General features: G+C 72.5%; 13 protein-coding genes. 9 read left to right on the forward strand and 4 right to left on the reverse strand.

Annotated features, from left to right (window positions below; translation table 11 throughout):
- A partial coding sequence (locus tag AC069K_RS26195) for an ATP-binding protein (protein ID WP_478620482.1) occupies nt 1-1,335 on the forward strand: 1,335 nt, incomplete at its 5' end.
- A 174-nt stretch (nt 1,336-1,509) separates the two neighbouring features.
- Nucleotides 1,510-2,070, forward strand: a complete 561-nt coding sequence (locus AC069K_RS26200; protein ID WP_358836404.1) for a TetR/AcrR family transcriptional regulator — start codon at nt 1,510-1,512, stop codon at nt 2,068-2,070.
- A 59-nt stretch (nt 2,071-2,129) separates the two neighbouring features.
- Here AC069K_RS26200 and AC069K_RS26205 read toward each other — a convergent pair whose 3' ends face one another.
- Together AC069K_RS26205 and AC069K_RS26210 are read right to left on the reverse strand one after the other, a co-directional pair.
- Nucleotides 2,130-3,083 (reverse strand): DeoR/GlpR family DNA-binding transcription regulator, encoded by a 954-nt coding sequence (locus AC069K_RS26205; protein WP_365114496.1) that lies wholly within the window; start codon nt 3,081-3,083, stop codon nt 2,130-2,132.
- Between the two features lie 143 nt (nt 3,084-3,226).
- Nucleotides 3,227-4,666, reverse strand: a complete 1,440-nt coding sequence (locus tag AC069K_RS26210) for an NAD(P)H-quinone dehydrogenase (RefSeq protein ID WP_365114498.1) — start codon at nt 4,664-4,666, stop codon at nt 3,227-3,229.
- A 152-nt stretch (nt 4,667-4,818) separates the two neighbouring features.
- On the opposite strand from AC069K_RS26210, the gene AC069K_RS26215 reads away from it, so the two are divergent.
- The 4 genes from AC069K_RS26215 (at nt 4,819) to AC069K_RS26230 (ending at nt 9,917) form a co-directional block, all read left to right on the forward strand.
- Nucleotides 4,819-5,256 carry a gamma-glutamylcyclotransferase family protein gene (locus AC069K_RS26215; protein WP_358836407.1) on the forward strand — a complete coding sequence of 146 codons (438 nt, stop codon included), beginning with the start codon at nt 4,819-4,821 and terminating at the stop codon, nt 5,254-5,256.
- 737 nt (nt 5,257-5,993) lie between these two features.
- Complete coding sequence (locus tag AC069K_RS26220; RefSeq protein WP_358836408.1) at nt 5,994-6,818, forward strand: purine-nucleoside phosphorylase; 825 nt, start codon at nt 5,994-5,996, stop codon at nt 6,816-6,818.
- A gap of 29 nt (nt 6,819-6,847) precedes the next feature.
- Nucleotides 6,848-8,488 carry a phospho-sugar mutase gene (locus AC069K_RS26225; protein WP_478620488.1) on the forward strand — a complete coding sequence of 547 codons (1,641 nt, stop codon included), beginning with the start codon at nt 6,848-6,850 and terminating at the stop codon, nt 8,486-8,488.
- Nucleotides 8,489-8,690: 202 nt separating this feature from the next.
- Nucleotides 8,691-9,917: a glycosyltransferase family 39 protein gene (locus tag AC069K_RS26230; protein ID WP_478620490.1), complete on the forward strand. Its 1,227-nt coding sequence runs from the start codon at nt 8,691-8,693 to the stop codon at nt 9,915-9,917.
- Between the two features lie 213 nt (nt 9,918-10,130).
- On the opposite strand, the gene AC069K_RS26235 is transcribed toward AC069K_RS26230, so the two are convergent.
- Entirely contained in the window at nt 10,131-10,763 is a 633-nt protein-coding gene (locus tag AC069K_RS26235) for a PH domain-containing protein (protein WP_478620493.1), read from the reverse strand.
- Nucleotides 10,764-10,901: 138 nt separating this feature from the next.
- On the reverse strand, nt 10,902-12,359 hold the full coding sequence (locus tag AC069K_RS26240) for a hypothetical protein (protein ID WP_478620495.1): 1,458 nt from the start codon (nt 12,357-12,359) through the stop codon (nt 10,902-10,904).
- Between the two features lie 244 nt (nt 12,360-12,603).
- Between AC069K_RS26240 and deoC the strand changes: the two genes are divergently transcribed.
- From deoC to AC069K_RS26255, 3 genes are read left to right on the forward strand one after another with little or no spacing between them, the layout of a single operon-like run.
- Nucleotides 12,604-13,560 (forward strand): deoxyribose-phosphate aldolase, encoded by a 957-nt coding sequence (gene deoC, locus AC069K_RS26245; RefSeq protein ID WP_358831762.1) that lies wholly within the window; start codon nt 12,604-12,606, stop codon nt 13,558-13,560.
- 10 nt (nt 13,561-13,570) lie between these two features.
- On the forward strand, nt 13,571-15,013 hold the full coding sequence (locus tag AC069K_RS26250) for an aldehyde dehydrogenase family protein (RefSeq protein WP_365103980.1): 1,443 nt from the start codon (nt 13,571-13,573) through the stop codon (nt 15,011-15,013).
- Nucleotides 15,006-15,953, forward strand: coding sequence for an aldehyde dehydrogenase family protein (locus tag AC069K_RS26255; protein WP_365103950.1), 948 nt, complete (start codon nt 15,006-15,008; stop codon nt 15,951-15,953). The genes AC069K_RS26250 and AC069K_RS26255 overlap by 8 nt, the downstream gene beginning before the upstream one ends.
- The last annotated feature ends 30 nt before the right edge of the window (nt 15,954-15,983 follow it).

Here is a 15,983-nt window from a genome sequence, read left to right on the forward strand (position 1 = left end):
GCCCGCGAACACGGCCTGCCCATCGCCATCAAAGCCGCCTTCGGCGGCGGCGGCCGCGGCCTCAAAGTCGCCCGCACCCTCGAAGAAGTCCCCGAGCTGTACGACTCCGCCGTCCGCGAGGCCGTCGCCGCCTTCGGCCGCGGCGAATGCTTCGTCGAGCGCTACCTCGACAAGCCCCGCCACGTCGAAACCCAGTGCCTGGCCGACACCCACGGCAACGTCGTCGTCGTCTCCACCCGCGACTGCTCCCTCCAGCGCCGCCACCAAAAACTCGTCGAAGAAGCCCCCGCCCCGTTCCTGTCCGACGCGCAGGTAGCCGAGCTGTACGCCTCCTCCAAAGCCATCCTCAAGGAAGCCGGCTACGTCGGCGCCGGCACCGTGGAGTTCCTCGTCGGCACCGACGGCACCATCTCCTTCCTGGAAGTCAACACCCGCCTCCAGGTCGAACACCCCGTCACCGAGGAAGTCGCCGGCATCGATCTCGTCCGCGAGATGTTCCGCATCGCCGACGGCGAGGAACTCGGCTACGACGACCCCGAACTGCGCGGCCACTCCTTCGAGTTCCGCATCAACGGCGAAGACCCCGGCCGCAACTTCCTGCCCGCTCCCGGCACCGTCACCACCTTCAGCCCGCCCACCGGCCCCGGCGTCCGCCTCGACGCCGGCGTGGAATCCGGCAGCGTCATCGGCCCCGCCTGGGACTCCCTCCTGGCCAAGCTGATCGTCACCGGCGCCACCCGCCAGCAGGCCCTCCAGCGCGCCGCCCGCGCCCTGGAGGAGTTCCAGGTCGACGGCATGGCCACCGCCATCCCCTTCCACCGCGCGGTCGTCAAGGACCCCGCCTTCGCCCCCGAACTCACCGGCTCCCCCGACCCCTTCACCGTCCACACCCGCTGGATCGAGACCGAGTTCACCAACGAGATCAAGCCCTTCGCCGCCCCGGCCGACGCCGAGGCGGACGAGGAGGCCGGTCGCGAGACGGTCGTGGTCGAGGTCGGCGGCAAGCGCCTGGAGGTCTCGCTGCCCTCCTCGCTGGGCATGTCGCTGGCCCGCACCGGCCTCGCCGCCGGGGCCAAGCCCAAGCGCCGCGCCACCAAGAAGGCGGGCTCGGCGGCCTCCGGCGACACCCTCGCGTCCCCGATGCAGGGCACGATCGTCAAGGTCGCCGTCGAAGAGGGCCAGGAAGTCAAGGAAGGCGACCTCATCGTCGTCCTCGAAGCCATGAAGATGGAACAACCCCTCAACGCCCACCGCTCCGGCACCGTCAAGGGCCTCGCGGCCGAGGTCGGCGCCTCGGTCACCTCGGGTGCGGCGATCTGCGAGATCAAGGACTGACCCCGGGTACGGAGCCGATCCGTCACCGCTCCTTTCGAAGCCCCCGCCGGTTCGCCCGGCGGGGGCTTCGGCCGTACGCGCGGCGGCGGGCCCGGCGGGGACCGGGCGCACCGGCTTCGGTCAGGACCGGTACCGGGCGGCCCTGCGGGCGCGCGCTTCGGGCATCCTTGGGGTATGACGACGAGGCCGATGCGTGCCGACGCGCGCCGCAACTACGAGCGGCTCCTGGGCGTGGCGAGGAGCGCCTTCGCGGAGCACGGGACGGACGCCTCCCTCGAAGACGTGGCCAGGCGCGCGGGCGTCGGGATCGGCACCCTCTACCGGCACTTCCCGAACCGGCACGCGCTGATGAGCGCGATCTTCCAGAGCGAGGTGGACGTCCTCCTCGCGCGCTCCCGGGAGCTGCTCGACGCCGACCAGCCGTGCACGGCGCTCGTGGAGTGGCTGCGCGCCATCATCACTCATACGGGTGAGTACCGAGGGGTGGCGCGCGCCCTCATGTCGGCGTCGCACGACGACAGTTCCGCCCTGGCGCAGTGCAGCACCCCGATGCGGGAGGCGGGCAGCGCCCTGCTGGAGCGGGCGCAGCTGGCCGGTTCCGTACGGGTCGACGTGACGATCGGCGACCTGATGCAGCTCACCAACGCGATCGCCCTGGCGGCCGAGCAGGCGCCGGACGACCCGGAGCTGGCCGACCGGCTGCTCGCGCTGACCCTGCGGGGCCTGAAGCCGTAAGCGGCCGGATCCTCGGCACGGACGGGTCCGCTCTCCGTCGGGCGCTCCGCGGCCGGCGCTCAGCGGCGGCGCAGATCGGCCACTCTGGCCCGCTCCCCGGGACCCTGCTGGTCGCCCAGCGGGGCCGCGCTGCGCAATTGGGGGCCCGCGCCCGGCACGTGGCTGCGGCGCTGACCGGGCAGCGGCACGTCCCGGCGGGGCGGGCGCCCCGGGGGGACGCCCTCGCCGGACGCCGTGCCGGCCACGGCGATCTGCACGCCCTGGTCGGCCAGGGCCTGGAGCTCGGTGGCGGCCCGGTCGTCGTGGCCGGGGGGCTCGTCGGTGACCAGGCGCGTGATCACGTCCGTGGGCACCGTCTGGAACATGGTGTCGGTGCCGAGCTTGGTGTGGTCGGCGAGGACGACCACCTCGGCGGCGGCCTGCACCAGGGCCCGGTCCACGCTCGCGGAGAGCATGTTGGACGTGGAGAGCCCGCGCTCCGCGGTCAGCCCGCTCCCGGAGAGGAAGGCGCGCGAGACCCGCAGCCCCTGGAGGGACTGCTCGGCCCCGCTGCCCACCAGGGCGTAGTTGGAGCCGCGCAGGGTGCCCCCGGTCATGACGACCTCCACGCGGTTGGCGTGGGCCAGCGCCTGGGCGACCAGCAGGGAGTTGGTGACGACCGTGAGGCCGGGGACGCGCGCGAGCCGGCGGGCCAGCTCCTGCGTGGTCGTCCCGGCGCCGACCACGATGGCCTCGCCCTCTTCTACGAGGCTCGCGGCGAGGTCGGCGATGGCCGTCTTCTCCGCGGTCGCGAGATGGGATTTCTGCGGGAAGCCGGACTCGCGCGTGAGTCCGCCCGGCAGTACCGCACCGCCGTGCCGGCGGTCGAGGAGTCCTTCCGCCTCCAGTGCCCGCACGTCCCGCCGGACGGTCACTTCGGAGGTCTGGACGACGCGGGCGAGCTCCCGGAGCGATACCGCCCCGTTGGCCCGCACCATTTCGAGGATCAATTGGCGACGTTCTGCAGCGAACACGAAACTGACAGTAACCTGAGCGGCCGATTGTTTTCAGCAAGTTGCGCCGAATAACAGAAGGTGTGCACAGAGGTGTCCATGAAGTGGTATAGACGCCCTCCCGGGCGCCTTGTCCCACGCCGCCGCGCCGCCGGGCGCCCCGGTTACGCCTCGCCAGCCCTCTTGCGCGAGTGCAGCTGGCGCGCCACCTCGGCGATCGAACCCGACAGGGACGGATAGACCGTGAACGCCTTCGCGATCTGCTCCACGGTCAGGTTGTTGTCGACCGCGATCGAGATGGGGTGGATCAGCTCCGAGGCGCGCGGCGCGACGACCACGCCGCCGACCACGATCCCGGTGCCCGGCCGGCAGAAGATCTTCACGAAGCCGTCCCGGATGCCCTGCATCTTGGCGCGCGGGTTGCGCAGCAGCGGCAGCTTGACGCCGCGCGCGTCGATCTTGCCCGCGTCCACGTCGGCCTGCGTGTAACCGACGGTGGCGATCTCCGGGTCGGTGAAGACGTTCGAGGAGACCGTCTTGAGGTCCAGCGGGGCCACCGCGTCACCGAGGAAGTGGTACATCGCGATACGGCCCTGCATGGCCGCCACCGAGGCGAGCGCGAAGATCCCGGTGACGTCGCCGGCCGCGTACACGCCCGGCGAGGAGGTGCGCGAGACCTTGTCGGTCCAGATGTGACCGGACTCCAGGAGCTTGACCCCGGACTCCTCCAGGTTCATCCCGGCGGTGTTGGGGATCGCGCCGACCGCCATCAGGCAGTGCGTACCGCTGATGACGCGGCCGTCCGAGAGCGTGACCTCGACGCGGTCGCCGACGCGCTTGGCGGACTGGGCGCGCGAGCGGGCCATCACGTTCATGCCGCGACGGCGGAAGACGTCCTCCAGGACGGCCGCCGCGTCCGGGTCCTCGCCCGGCAGCACCCGGTCGCGGGAGGAGACGAGGGTGACCTTGGAGCCCAGCGCCTGGTACGCGCCGGCGAACTCGGCGCCGGTCACGCCGGAGCCGACCACGATCAGCTCCTCGGGCAGCTCGTCCAGGTCGTAGACCTGGGTCCAGTTCAGGATGCGCTCGCCGTCCGGCAGCGCGTCCGGGATCTCGCGCGGGTGGCCGCCGGTGGCGATGAGCACGGCGTCGGCGGTGAGGATCTCCTCGCTGCCATCGGCGGCCGTGACGATGACGTCCCGGGTGCCGTCGATGCCCTGCGGGCCGCCGAGCTTGCCGCGCCCGCGCAGCACCCGGGCGCCGGCCCGGGTGACGGAGGCGGTGATGTCGTGCGACTGGGCGAGCGCGAGGCGCTTGACCCGTCGGTTGACCTTGCCGAGGTCCACGCCGACCACACGGGCGGACTGCTCCTCGGGCGGGGTGTCGTCGGCGACCAGGATGCCCAACTCCTCGTACGAAGAGTCGAAGGTGGTCATCACCTCGGCCGTCGCGATCAGAGTCTTCGACGGTACGCAGTCGGTGAGCACCGACGCCCCGCCCAGACCGTCGCAGTCGACGACGGTCACCTCCGCGCCGAGTTGGGCGCCCACCAGGGCCGCCTCGTATCCGCCGGGTCCGCCACCGATGATCACGATCCGGGTCACGAAAAAGTCCGCCTCGCATTGAGGAAATGCAGTACGTAGCTCATTGTCCCGCACGCTTCAAGATGCTTCGCCCCCGGGGCGCCATACGGCTGTCACACGTGTGTGCCCTTTTCACGCGGGCGCCCGCGGGCCGCTGTCGTACCCTCGACACCATGTCGCTCTACGCCGCGTACGCCGGCAACATGGATCCGCGGCTGATGACGCGCCGCGCACCGCACTCACCGCTGCGCGGCACGGGCTGGCTCAACGGCTGGCGGCTGACGTTCGGCGGGGAGCAGATGGGGTGGGAGGGGGCGCTGGCCACGATCGTGGAGGCGCCGCGCTCCCAGGTGTTCGTCGCGCTGTACGACATCGCGTCGCTGGACGAGGACTCCCTGGACCGCTGGGAGGGTGTCGGGCTGGACATCTACCGGCGCATGCGGGTCCGCGTGGACACCCTCGATGGGGAGGAGCCGGCGTGGATCTACGTCCTGAACGCCTACGAGGGGGGTCTGCCCTCCGCGCGCTACCTGGGCGAACTGGCGGACGCGGCGGAGTCCGCGGGGGCGCCCCACGACTACGTGATGGAGCTGCGCAAGCGGCCCTGCTGACGCTTGCCTGGGGTTCGTCCGCGGCGGGGTGACGGTTGCCCGCGCAGTTCCCCGCGCCCCTTTCGGCAGTCCCCTGTCCGCGGACCTTCCGTGGCCGCTCGCGCAGTTCCCCGCGCCCCTAGGGAGTTCGTTATCTGCGGGCCGGTGGTGGGCTGATCGCGCAGTTCCCCGCGCCCCGGGGGGTTCGTTGCCTGCGGCCCGGTGGGGGCTGGCCGCGCAGTTCCCCGCGCCCCTAGGGAGTTCCTTGCCTGCGGGCCGGTGGTGGGCTGATCGCGCAGTTCCCCGCGCCCCTAGGGAGTTCCCAGCACCCAGAGAATCCAGCTCAGCCACGGCCCCCAGGGGCGCGGGGAACTGCGCGAGCAACCCACCACGGGCCGCAGACGGACACCGGGCCAAAAGGGGGCGCGGGGAACCGCGCGAGCGACTCACCTCGGCCCGCGGACGCACGGGGGTTTTCAGGGGCGCGGGGAACTGCGCGAGCAACCCACCACGGTCCGCACACGAACCCCGGGCCGAAAGGGGCGCGGGGAACTGCGCGAGCGACCCACCACGGCCCGCACACGAACACCGGGCCGAAAAGGGCGCGGGGAACTGCGCGGGCCGCACAAGAGCGCCGGGCCACAGAGCCTCGCCGGCCCCGCCAGGGGCCCCCTCGTGGGAAACGACAAGACAACGATCGCCCCCTTGTGCCGCCAGTCATCTACGCGCGTAGGAATCCAGCGGTTACCCTCGTCGTCGTGAACGCATCTGTTATTCCGGACAACATCCAGGGCGACCCCCAGGCCGCCGCCGACGCCGCCGCCGCGCGCCTGCGCGAGCTCACCGGCGCCGAGACCCACGACGTCGCCCTGGTGATGGGCTCCGGCTGGGCCCCGGCCGCGGACGCGCTCGGCGAGCCCGAGGCCGAGTTCCCGGTCACCGAGCTGCCCGGCTTCCCGGCGCCCGCCGTCGAGGGCCACGGCGGCAAGATCCGCTCGTACCGGATCGGCGAGAAGCGCGCCCTGGTCTTCCTGGGCCGTACGCACTACTACGAGGGCCGCGGCGTCGCCGCCGTCGCGCACGGCGTGCGTACCGCCGTCGCCGCCGGCTGCAAGACCGTGGTGCTCACCAACGGCTGCGGCGGTCTGCGCGAGGGCATGCGCCCGGGCCAGCCCGTCCTGATCAGCGACCACCTCAACCTGACGGCCGCCTCCCCGATCATCGGCGCCAACTTCGTGGACCTCACCGACCTGTACTCGCCGCGGCTGCGCGCGCTGTGCAAGGAGGTCGACCCGTCGCTGGAAGAGGGCGTGTACGTCCAGTTCCCCGGGCCGCACTACGAGACCCCGGCCGAGATCAACATGGTCCGTGTGCTCGGCGGCGACCTCGTGGGCATGTCGACCGTCCTGGAGGCCATCGCGGCCCGTGAGGCGGGCGCCGAGGTGCTGGGCATCTCGCTCGTCACCAACCTGGCCGCGGGCCTGAGCGGCGAGCCCCTCAACCACGAAGAGGTGCTCCAGGCCGGCCGTGACTCGGCGGCGCGCATGGGTTCGCTGCTGACCCGGGTACTCGACCGCATCTGACCCTGATCCGTACCGAAAGGGATGTCGACGTGACGCAGGACCTGATCGCGCGGGCCAAGGCCTGGCTGGCCGAGGACCCGGACGGCGAGACGCGCGAGGAGCTGGCCAAGCTCATCGACAACGAGGAGCTCGACGAGCTGGCCGTCCGGTTCGGCGGCACGCTCCAGTTCGGCACCGCCGGGCTCCGCGGCGAGCTGGGCGCCGGGCCGATGCGGATGAACCGCTCGGTGGTCATCCGCGCGGCCGCCGGGCTCGCCGCGTACCTCAAGGCGAAGGGGCAGGGCGACGGCCTGGTCGTCGTCGGCTACGACGCGCGCTACAAGTCCGCCGACTTCGCGCGCGACACGGCCGCCGTGATGACCGGCGCCGGCCTGAAGGCGGTCGTGCTGCCGCGCCCGCTGCCGACGCCCGTCCTCGCGTACGCGATAAGGCACCTGGGCGCCGTCGCCGGCGTCGAGGTCACCGCCAGCCACAACCCGCCGCGCGACAACGGCTACAAGGTCTACCTCGGCGACGGCTCGCAGATCGTGCCGCCCGCCGACGCGGAGATCGCCGCCGAGATCGCGGCGGTCGCCTCGCTGAACGACGTCCCCCGGCCCGAGGAAGGCTGGGAGACGCTGGGCGAGGAGGTCCTGGAGGCCTATCTGGCGCGTACGGACGCGGTGCTGACCCCCGGGTCCCCGCGCACCGCGCGCGTCGTCTACACGGCCATGCACGGCGTCGGCAAGGACGTCCTGACGGCGGCCTTCGCCCGGGCGGGCTTCCCGCCGCCGGCGCTGGTGGCCGAGCAGGCCGACCCGGACCCGGCGTTCCCGACGGTGGCGTTCCCCAACCCGGAGGAGCCGGGCGCGATGGACCTCGCCTTCGAGGCGGCCCGCGCGGTGAACCCCGACATCGTCATCGCCAACGACCCGGACGCGGACCGCTGCGCGGTCGCCGTGCCGGACGCGTCGGTGGAGGGCGGCTGGCGGATGCTGCGCGGCGACGAGGTCGGCTCGCTGCTCGCCCAGCACCTGGTGGACCGGGGCGTGAGCGGCGTCTTCGCCGAGTCGATCGTCTCGTCCTCGCTGCTCGGCCGGATCGCCGAGGCGGCCGGTCTCGGGTACGAGGAGACGCTGACCGGCTTCAAGTGGATCGCCCGCGTGGAGGATCTGCGGTACGGCTACGAGGAGGCGCTCGGCTACTGCGTCGACCCCGAGGGCGTACGCGACAAGGACGGCATCACCGCCGCCCTGCTCGTCGCGGAGCTCGCGTCCGTCCTCAAGGAACAGGGCCGCACGCTCCAGGACCTCCTGGACGACCTGGCCGTCCGGCACGGGCTGCACGCCACCGACCAGCTGTCGGTGCGGGTGGAGGACCTGTCGGTCATCTCCGACGCGATGCGGCGCCTGCGCGAGAACCCGCCGACGTCGCTCGCGGGCCTCGCGGTCACCCGGGCCGAGGACCTCACCGAGGGCACCGAGGAGCTGCCGCCGACCGACGGTCTGCGCTACTACCTCGAAGGCGCCCGGGTGATCGTCCGTCCCAGCGGCACCGAGCCGAAGCTCAAGTGCTACCTGGAGGTCGTGGTCCCGGTGGCGTCCGCCGAGGCGCTGGGCGAGGCCCGCGCGAAGGCGACGGAGCTCCTGTCGGGCATCAAGCGGGACCTGGCGGCCGCGGCCGGCATCTGAGCGACCCGGCGATCCCCCGCGCACCGTCCTCCCGGCGGGCGCGGGGCCGCGGCTCCCTCGGGCGGGCGCGACCGTCCTCGCCCCGCCCGAGGGCCCCGTACGAGTGAATCCCGTACGGCGTCCGGCGCAGCGCTCCCGGCCTTTTCCGGATCATCCGAGAAAGGGTGGCCCGGAACCGCCCGCCGAGCCCAGGAGCACCGCCGTGCCCCCGACCGTCTCCCCGGCGGCCCCTACGCGCAGCCGTACGGGCCGTGCCGTCCCCGCAGCCCGCAGCCCCCGGGGGCAGGGCGGCGGGGACGGCATCCGTTTCCTCCCCGCCACGCTGCGGGCCGCGTTCGCCCGGGCCGCGCCCGCGCTCCTGGGCCATCTCGCGGTACGGCTGCTCGGCCTCGCGGTCCTCGCCCGCTGGGCGCACCTCCAGCACCACGGGGTGTGGCCGACGCTGGCCACCTCCTGGGACTCGCACTGGTACCTCGGCATCGCCGACCACGGCTACGACCAGGAGCTCGGCACCCGGCTCTACCACAACAACCTGGCGTTCTTCCCGCTCTACCCGGCCGTGGTCAAGGCGGTCGCGGCCGTGACGCCCGGCTCGCGCGCGAGCGTGGGGGTAGCCGTGGCGGTGCTCTGCTCGTCGGCGGCGGCCTGGGGGATCTTCGCGGTCGGCGACCGGCTGTACGGCCGGCGCGCGGGCACCGTCCTGACCGTCCTGTGGGGCGCGCTGCCGGTGGCCGTCGTGCAGTGGATGGGCTACACCGAATCGCTCTTCACGGCGCTCGCCGCGTGGTCGCTGTACTGCGTCCTGACGGGGCGCTGGGTGGCGGCCGGGGCGCTGGCGGGGCTCGCGGGACTGACCCGGCCCACCGGGATCGCGGTCGCGGCGGCCGTGATGGTGGCGGCCCTGGTCGCCGTCGGACGCGGCGCCCCCGCGCGGGGCCCGGTGACGGGGGCGCTCCTCGCTCCGCTGGGCTGGTTCGGGTTCGTCGCCTGGGTCGGGGTCCGGCTGGGCCGCTGGGACGGCTACTTCGCGGTCCAGCGGCTGTGGACGAACGAGTGGGACGGCGGCGCGGACACCCTGCGCGAACTGCGCACCCTGCTGGTGTACGACCGCTCCCCCGCGCTGTTCCTGGTGGTCGTCTCGCTGGTCCTGATCCTGGCGGGCGCCCTGTTCCTGCTGAGCGTGGCGGACCGACAGCCGGTGGCGCTGCTGACGTTCTCGGCGGTGCTGCTCCTGGTGGTCCTGGGCAGCGGCGGCGTCTACTTCCCCCGGGCCCGCTTCCTGCTCCCCGGCTTCCCGCTCCTGCTCCCCCTGGCGGTGTCCCTGGCCAGGGCCCGCCGCCATGTGACGCTACTGGTCCTGGGCGGAGCGGCCCTGTCCTCGGCCTGGCTGGGCTCCTACATGCTGCTGGTCTGGCCGGGCCCGCCGTGACAAGCCCAGATCGACCCGCGGCTCAAATCGACGGCACCCCGCACCCCCAGGGGCGCGGGGAACTGCGCGACCAGCCCAAAACAACCCGCAGCTCAAAGCAACCGGCACCCCCACCCCCCAGGGGCGCGGGGAACTGCGCGACCAGCCACCCACCACCGGCACCCGAACGACGGCCCGCACCAGAACGGCGCCCCCACCTCACCCCACCCCACCTCACCCCACGGCGAGCAGCACCGCCAGCACCACGGCCCCGGCGACGGCGGGCGCGATGACCTCGTAGGCCCACCGCACGCTCACCGCGCCCTGCGCGCCCTCCCGCTGGGAGTTCCGCTCGGCCAGCTCCCGCAGCTCCCGGATCGTCCGGTCCGCGGGGGCGAGCCGGGACGCCTCGTCGGCACCGGCGGTGGCGGACGTACGCCCGTACGGGTCCGTCGCCGCACTCCGCACCTGCGCCCGATGGGCCCGCTTGCGCTGGCGCAGCGACACGGGAACCGACCACAGCTGGTACTTCGTACCCTCCTGGTCGAACACCTCGCTGGAGTACCCGGCCCGTACGTCCGCGACGGCGGCCCACGGCAGCGTCACGGTCCGGAACGGGTTGCGCACCCGCAGCCGGTCGTCGCCCGCGAACACGGCCGGCCGCACGGTGAAGGCGAAGACCAGCGGCACCCCGCACAGCAGCCCGGCCAGGGCCAGCCAGGGCGCGCTCCCGTGCCCCCGCACGATCGCGTCCCCGGCCAGCCAGAGCCCGAGCGCGAGCAGCAGCACGCCTCCGGCGATACCGCCGGGTGAGCGGTAGACGCGGTCGGCGTAGGTGGGCTCGGCGGGCGGCGTGGGGCTCGTCATGGGGCCGATTGTGCACTACGTGTTCGAGCGGGGCCGAGAGAGGGCACGGACGCGCCCGCCAGGCCGTCCCGGAACACGCGCACGGGGGTGCCGCCACCGAAGTGGCGGCACCCCCGACGGGTGGCGGACCTCACGCCGTCAGCCGCGCGCGTCCGCCCGGCGGCGCAGCGCCACGAACCCGAGCCCGGCCGCGCCGACCGAGGCGAGACCCGCGCCCCCGGCGACCAGCACGGTGTTGTCGTCCTTGCCGCCGCCCTTGATCTCGGCCCCGGCCGCGACCGCGCCCCGGGGAACGACCTGGACGCCGGTGGCACCGGTCTGGGCGGTGGTCCCGGTCCCGGTCGCGGTGTGGGAGCCGGTGCCGGTGGTGTTCGTCGTCCCGGTGGTGACCGCGCAGCCCGCTCCGGCCGGCTTCTTCGGGAACCTGATGGTGGCCCAGGGGCTCTTGCCGCCGTGCACGTGCATCCGGAAGACGGGCCCGCTCGGCAGGTCCTGCACCTCGGCGCCGCCCAGCAGGCCGTACCTGTCGCCGGTGGAGAGCCGGTCGTAGACAGTGCCGTCGTTGACGTCGGTGACCTCGGCCACCGAGCCCTTCGGGCCGCTGGACAGTCGCAGGCTCAACCCCTTGAAGGGGGTGCCGCTGGTGCGGAAGGCCGTGCAGCCCTTGGTGTAGTCGACATCGCCGTCGAAGCCGCCCGCCGGGTTGAGCCAGGAGCCCACCTTGCCGACGGAGTTGAGGCCCACCCACATGCCGCCGACCTGCCGCCCGTTCTCCGCCGCGCCCCCGGGTCCGCCGGCCGTGATCGAGCCGCGCTCCTTGCCCTTGGACGCCTCCAGCTCCAGGACGTACCAGTTCGCGTCCATCTTCCGCAGCTCGGCGTAGGTGCCGTCGGCCAGCTTGCGCCTGCCGAGGTCCTGGCCGCCGCCGTTGGCCGCCCGCACGGAGGTGAGGGCGCCGTGGGAGTCGAGGGTCACCTGGATGCCGTCGAAGACCGCCGTCCGCTTGTCGGCGAAGTCGCCGCCCGCCGTGAGGGTGCCGAGCACCTTCGTGCCCTTGAGGACGGTGGCCACGTAGTACTTGCGCTGCACACCGCCGCGGTAGACCTTCGCGTGCAGGCCGCCCTTGAGGGTCTGGTCGCGGAGGAACTCGTCCTTCGAGGCCTTCGGCAGCGCGTACGTGGAGACCGCGCCCGTGGGCGAGGTGACCTTCAGCACCGGGGCCGCGCCGGAGGCGCCGAGCAGCTGGAGCTTGAGGCCCTTCACGTCCGGGACGGTGGCCGAGAGGGTGTCCCGGTCCAGCACCGCGTAGACGTGGCCGCCCCAGCCCCTGCTCGGCGTCCAGTCGGCGCCCACCGCGCGGATCCATACCTCGGGACCCTCGGCCTCGTTGCGCAGCACCGCGAGGACTCCCAGCTTGCCCTGCTTGTGGACGAGGACCTTCTGACCGTCGTACGGGTCGAGCAGCGGGTTGGCCGCGGCCGGTGCGGAGGCGGAGACGGACGGCGCCGCCAGCGCGGTGGTCGCGGTGACGACCGGCGTGAGGGCGACACCGGCGACGACCGCGGTGGCGAGGGCGGTGCGGAGGGCGTTACGCATGACGACTCCCAAGGAGACAAGTGGTGGAAGAGGGAAGAGCCGCATGCCGCTGTGTTCTCGTTCGGAGTGGGGCCGTTGGAGGTTTCGGCGGGCTGCGTGAACAAACTTAAGGATCTTGTTCTCCGGAGCTGTCCGCTCCCTGTCACAGCGGCGTGACAGGGAACGGAACCGTGCGTTCCAAAGCGGCCCTGGTCAGCGGGGCTGTACAGGACGCTACGCGCGTAGATATGCTCATCTGGTGACCATGCCCACCAATGCACCAGCAGCTGCCCTTGCCGACGCGACCGCGTCGGACGCGGCACTGCGCCGCTTCCTCCACGGGCTCCCCGGCATCGATCCGGTGGGCCTGGAAGCGCGCGCCGCGTCCCTCGGCACCCGCTCGATCAAGACGACGGCCAAGGCGTACGCCATCGACCTGGCCATCTCCATGATCGACCTGACGACGCTCGAAGGCGCGGACACCCCGGGCAAGGTCCGGGCGCTCGCCGCCAAGGCCGTCCACCCCGACCCCCTCGACCGCACCACCCCGGCCACCGCGGCCGTCTGCGTCTACCCCGACATGGTGGCCACCGCCAAGGAGACCCTGAAGGGGTCGGGCGTGCTGGTCGCGTCCGTCGCCACAGCCTTCCCCGCGGGCCGCGCCGCCCTCCCGGTCAAGCTCGCGGACGTCCGCGACGCGGTCGCCGCCGGCGCCGACGAGATCGACATGGTGATCGACCGGGGCGCGTTCCTGGCCGGGCACTACCTGAAGGTGTACGAGGAGATCGCGGCCGTGAAGGCCGAGTGCGGTGACAAGGCCCGCCTCAAGGTCATCTTCGAGACCGGCGAGCTCTCCACGTACGACAACATCCGCCGCGCCTCCTGGCTCGGCATGATGGGCGGCGCCGACTTCATCAAGACGTCGACCGGCAAGGTCGCGGTGAACGCGACGCCCGCCAACACCCTGGTGCTGCTCGAGGCCGTGCGCGACTACCGCGCCCAGACCGGTGTCCAGGTCGGCGTGAAGCCCGCCGGCGGCATCCGCTCGACCAAGGACGCCATCAAGTTCCTGGTCCTGGTCAACGAGACCGTGGGCGAGGACTGGCTGGACAACCACTGGTTCCGCTTCGGCGCCTCCTCGCTGCTCAACGACCTGCTGATGCAGCGTCAGAAGCTGGCGACCGGCCGTTACTCCGGCCCCGACTACGTGACGGTGGACTGAGACCATGGACATGAAGAAGCCATCTCCTTTTGAGTACGCCCCCGCCCCCGAGTCGCGTTCCGTCGTCGACATCGCGCCCTCGTACGGCCTGTTCATCGACGGTGAGTTCGTCGACGCGGCCGACGGCAAGGTCTTCAAGACCGTCTCGCCCAGCTCCGAGGAGGTCCTCTCCGAGGTCGCCCAGGCGGGCGGGGCGGACGTGGACCGGGCCGTGAAGGCCGCCCGCCGGGCGTTCGAGAAGTGGTCGGCGCTGCCCGGCCGCGAGCGCGCCAAGTACCTGTTCCGCATCGCCCGGATCATCCAGGAGCGCAGCCGCGAGCTGGCCGTCCTGGAGACCCTGGACAACGGCAAGCCGATCAAGGAGACCCGCGACGCGGACCTCCCGCTGGTCGCCGCGCACTTCTTCTACTACGCGGGCTGGGCCGACAAGCTCGACCACGCCGGCTACGGCCCGAACCCGAGGCCGCTCGGCGTCGCGGGCCAGGTCATCCCGTGGAACTTCCCGCTCCTGATGCTGGCCTGGAAGATCGCCCCGGCGCTCGCGACCGGTAACACGGTCGTCCTGAAGCCCGCCGAGACGACCCCGCTGAGCGCGCTGTTCTTCGCGGACATCTGCCGCCAGGCTGGTCTGCCCAGGGGCGTCGTCAACATCCTCACCGGGTACGGCGACGCGGGCGCGGCCCTCGTGGAGCACCGGGACGTCGACAAGGTCGCCTTCACCGGCTCGACCGCCGTCGGCAAGGCCATCGCCCGGTCCGTGGCGGGCACCGACAAGAAGGTCACGCTGGAGCTGGGCGGCAAGGGCGCCAACATCGTCTTCGACGACGCCCCCATCGACCAGGCCGTCGAGGGCATCGTCACCGGCATCTTCTTCAACCAGGGCCAGGTCTGCTGCGCGGGCTCGCGCCTGCTGGTCCAGGAGTCGATCCAGGACGAACTCCTCGACGCGCTCAAGCGCCGGCTGTCCACGCTGCGCCTCGGCGACCCGCTGGACAAGAACACCGACATCGGCGCCATCAACAGCGCCGAGCAGCTGGCCCGGATCACCGCGCTCGCCGACACCGGCGAGGCCGAGGGCGCCGAGCGCTGGTCCCCGGCGTGCGAGCTGCCCGAGAACGGCTACTGGTTCGCCCCGACCCTCTTCACCAACGTCACCCAGGCGCACACCATCGCCCGCGACGAGATCTTCGGCCCGGTCCTGTCGGTGCTGTCGTTCCGTACGCCGGACGAGGCCGTCGCCAAGGCCAACAACAGCCAGTACGGGCTGTCGGCCGGCATCTGGACGGAGAAGGGCTCGCGCATCCTCGCGGTCGCGAACAAGCTCCGGGCCGGGGTCGTGTGGGCCAACACGTTCAACAAGTTCGACCCGACCTCGCCCTTCGGCGGCTACAAGGAGTCGGGCTTCGGCCGCGAGGGCGGCCGGCACGGTCTGGAGGGTTACCTCGATGTCTGAGAAGTCGGCTGAGAAGTCGTCCGTGAAGCCGGCGGAGAAGCCGGCCGACAAGTCCGAGCCGACGCGTCTCGGTGTCTTCAAGACCTACAAGCTGTACGTGGGCGGGAAGTTCCCGCGTTCCGAGAGCGGCCGGGTGTACGAGGTGAGCGACGCAAAGGGCAACTGGCTGGCGAACGCGCCCCTGTCCTCCCGCAAGGACGCCCGTGACGCCGTCGTCGCCGCCCGCAAGGCCTTCGGCGCCTGGTCGGGCGCGACCGCGTACAACCGCGGCCAGGTCCTCTACCGCGTCGCCGAGATGCTGGAGGGCCGCAAGGAGCAGTTCGTCCGCGAGGTCGCCGAGGCGGAGGGGCTGTCGAAGTCCAAGGCCGCGGCCGTCGTCGACGCGGCCATCGACCGGTGGGTCTGGTACGCCGGGTGGACCGACAAGATCGGCCAGATCGTGGGCGGCGCGAACCCGGTCGCGGGTCCGTACTTCAACCTCTCCACGCCGGAGCCGACCGGGGTCGTGACCGTCGTCGCGCCCCAGGAGTCGTCGTTCCTGGGCCTGGTGTCGGTGATCGCCCCGGTGATCGCGACCGGTAACACGGCCGTGGTGATCGCGAGCGAGAACGCGCCGCTGCCGGCGCTGTCGCTGGGCGAGGTGCTCGCCACCTCCGACGTGCCGGGCGGGGTCGTCAACATCCTGTCGGGCAGGACGGCCGAGCTCGCGCCGCCGTTGGCCGCGCACCAGGACGTGAACGCGATCGACCTGACGGGTGCGGGCGCGGAGCTCGCCCGCGACCTGGAGGTCGCCGCCGCGGACAACCTCAAGCGCGTCCTGCGCCCGGCCGCCGCGGACTGGTCCGCCGACCCCGGTACGCACCGGCTGACCGCCTTCCTGGAGACCAAGACCGTGTGGCACCCGACCGGGTCACTGGGGGCTTCGGGCTCGGCCTACTAGCCGCACCCGCGGGGGACGCGAACCCCGAAC

Source organism: Streptomyces sp. NPDC043908, assembly GCF_056435525.1.

Excerpts from the sequence above, each read along its gene's own strand:
- AC069K_RS26215 (WP_358836407.1), top strand. The coding sequence starts at position 4,819 with ATGTCGCTCTACGCCGCGTACGCCGGCAACATGGATCCGCGGCTGATG.
- AC069K_RS26240 (WP_478620495.1), bottom strand. The coding sequence starts at position 12,359 with ATGCGTAACGCCCTCCGCACCGCCCTCGCCACCGCGGTCGTCGCCGGT.
- AC069K_RS26235 (WP_478620493.1), bottom strand. The coding sequence starts at position 10,763 with ATGACGAGCCCCACGCCGCCCGCCGAGCCCACCTACGCCGACCGCGTC.
- AC069K_RS26255 (WP_365103950.1), top strand. The coding sequence starts at position 15,006 with ATGTCTGAGAAGTCGGCTGAGAAGTCGTCCGTGAAGCCGGCGGAGAAG.
- deoC (WP_358831762.1), top strand. The coding sequence starts at position 12,604 with ATGCCCACCAATGCACCAGCAGCTGCCCTTGCCGACGCGACCGCGTCG.
- AC069K_RS26200 (WP_358836404.1), top strand. The coding sequence starts at position 1,510 with ATGACGACGAGGCCGATGCGTGCCGACGCGCGCCGCAACTACGAGCGG.
- AC069K_RS26250 (WP_365103980.1), top strand. The coding sequence starts at position 13,571 with ATGAAGAAGCCATCTCCTTTTGAGTACGCCCCCGCCCCCGAGTCGCGT.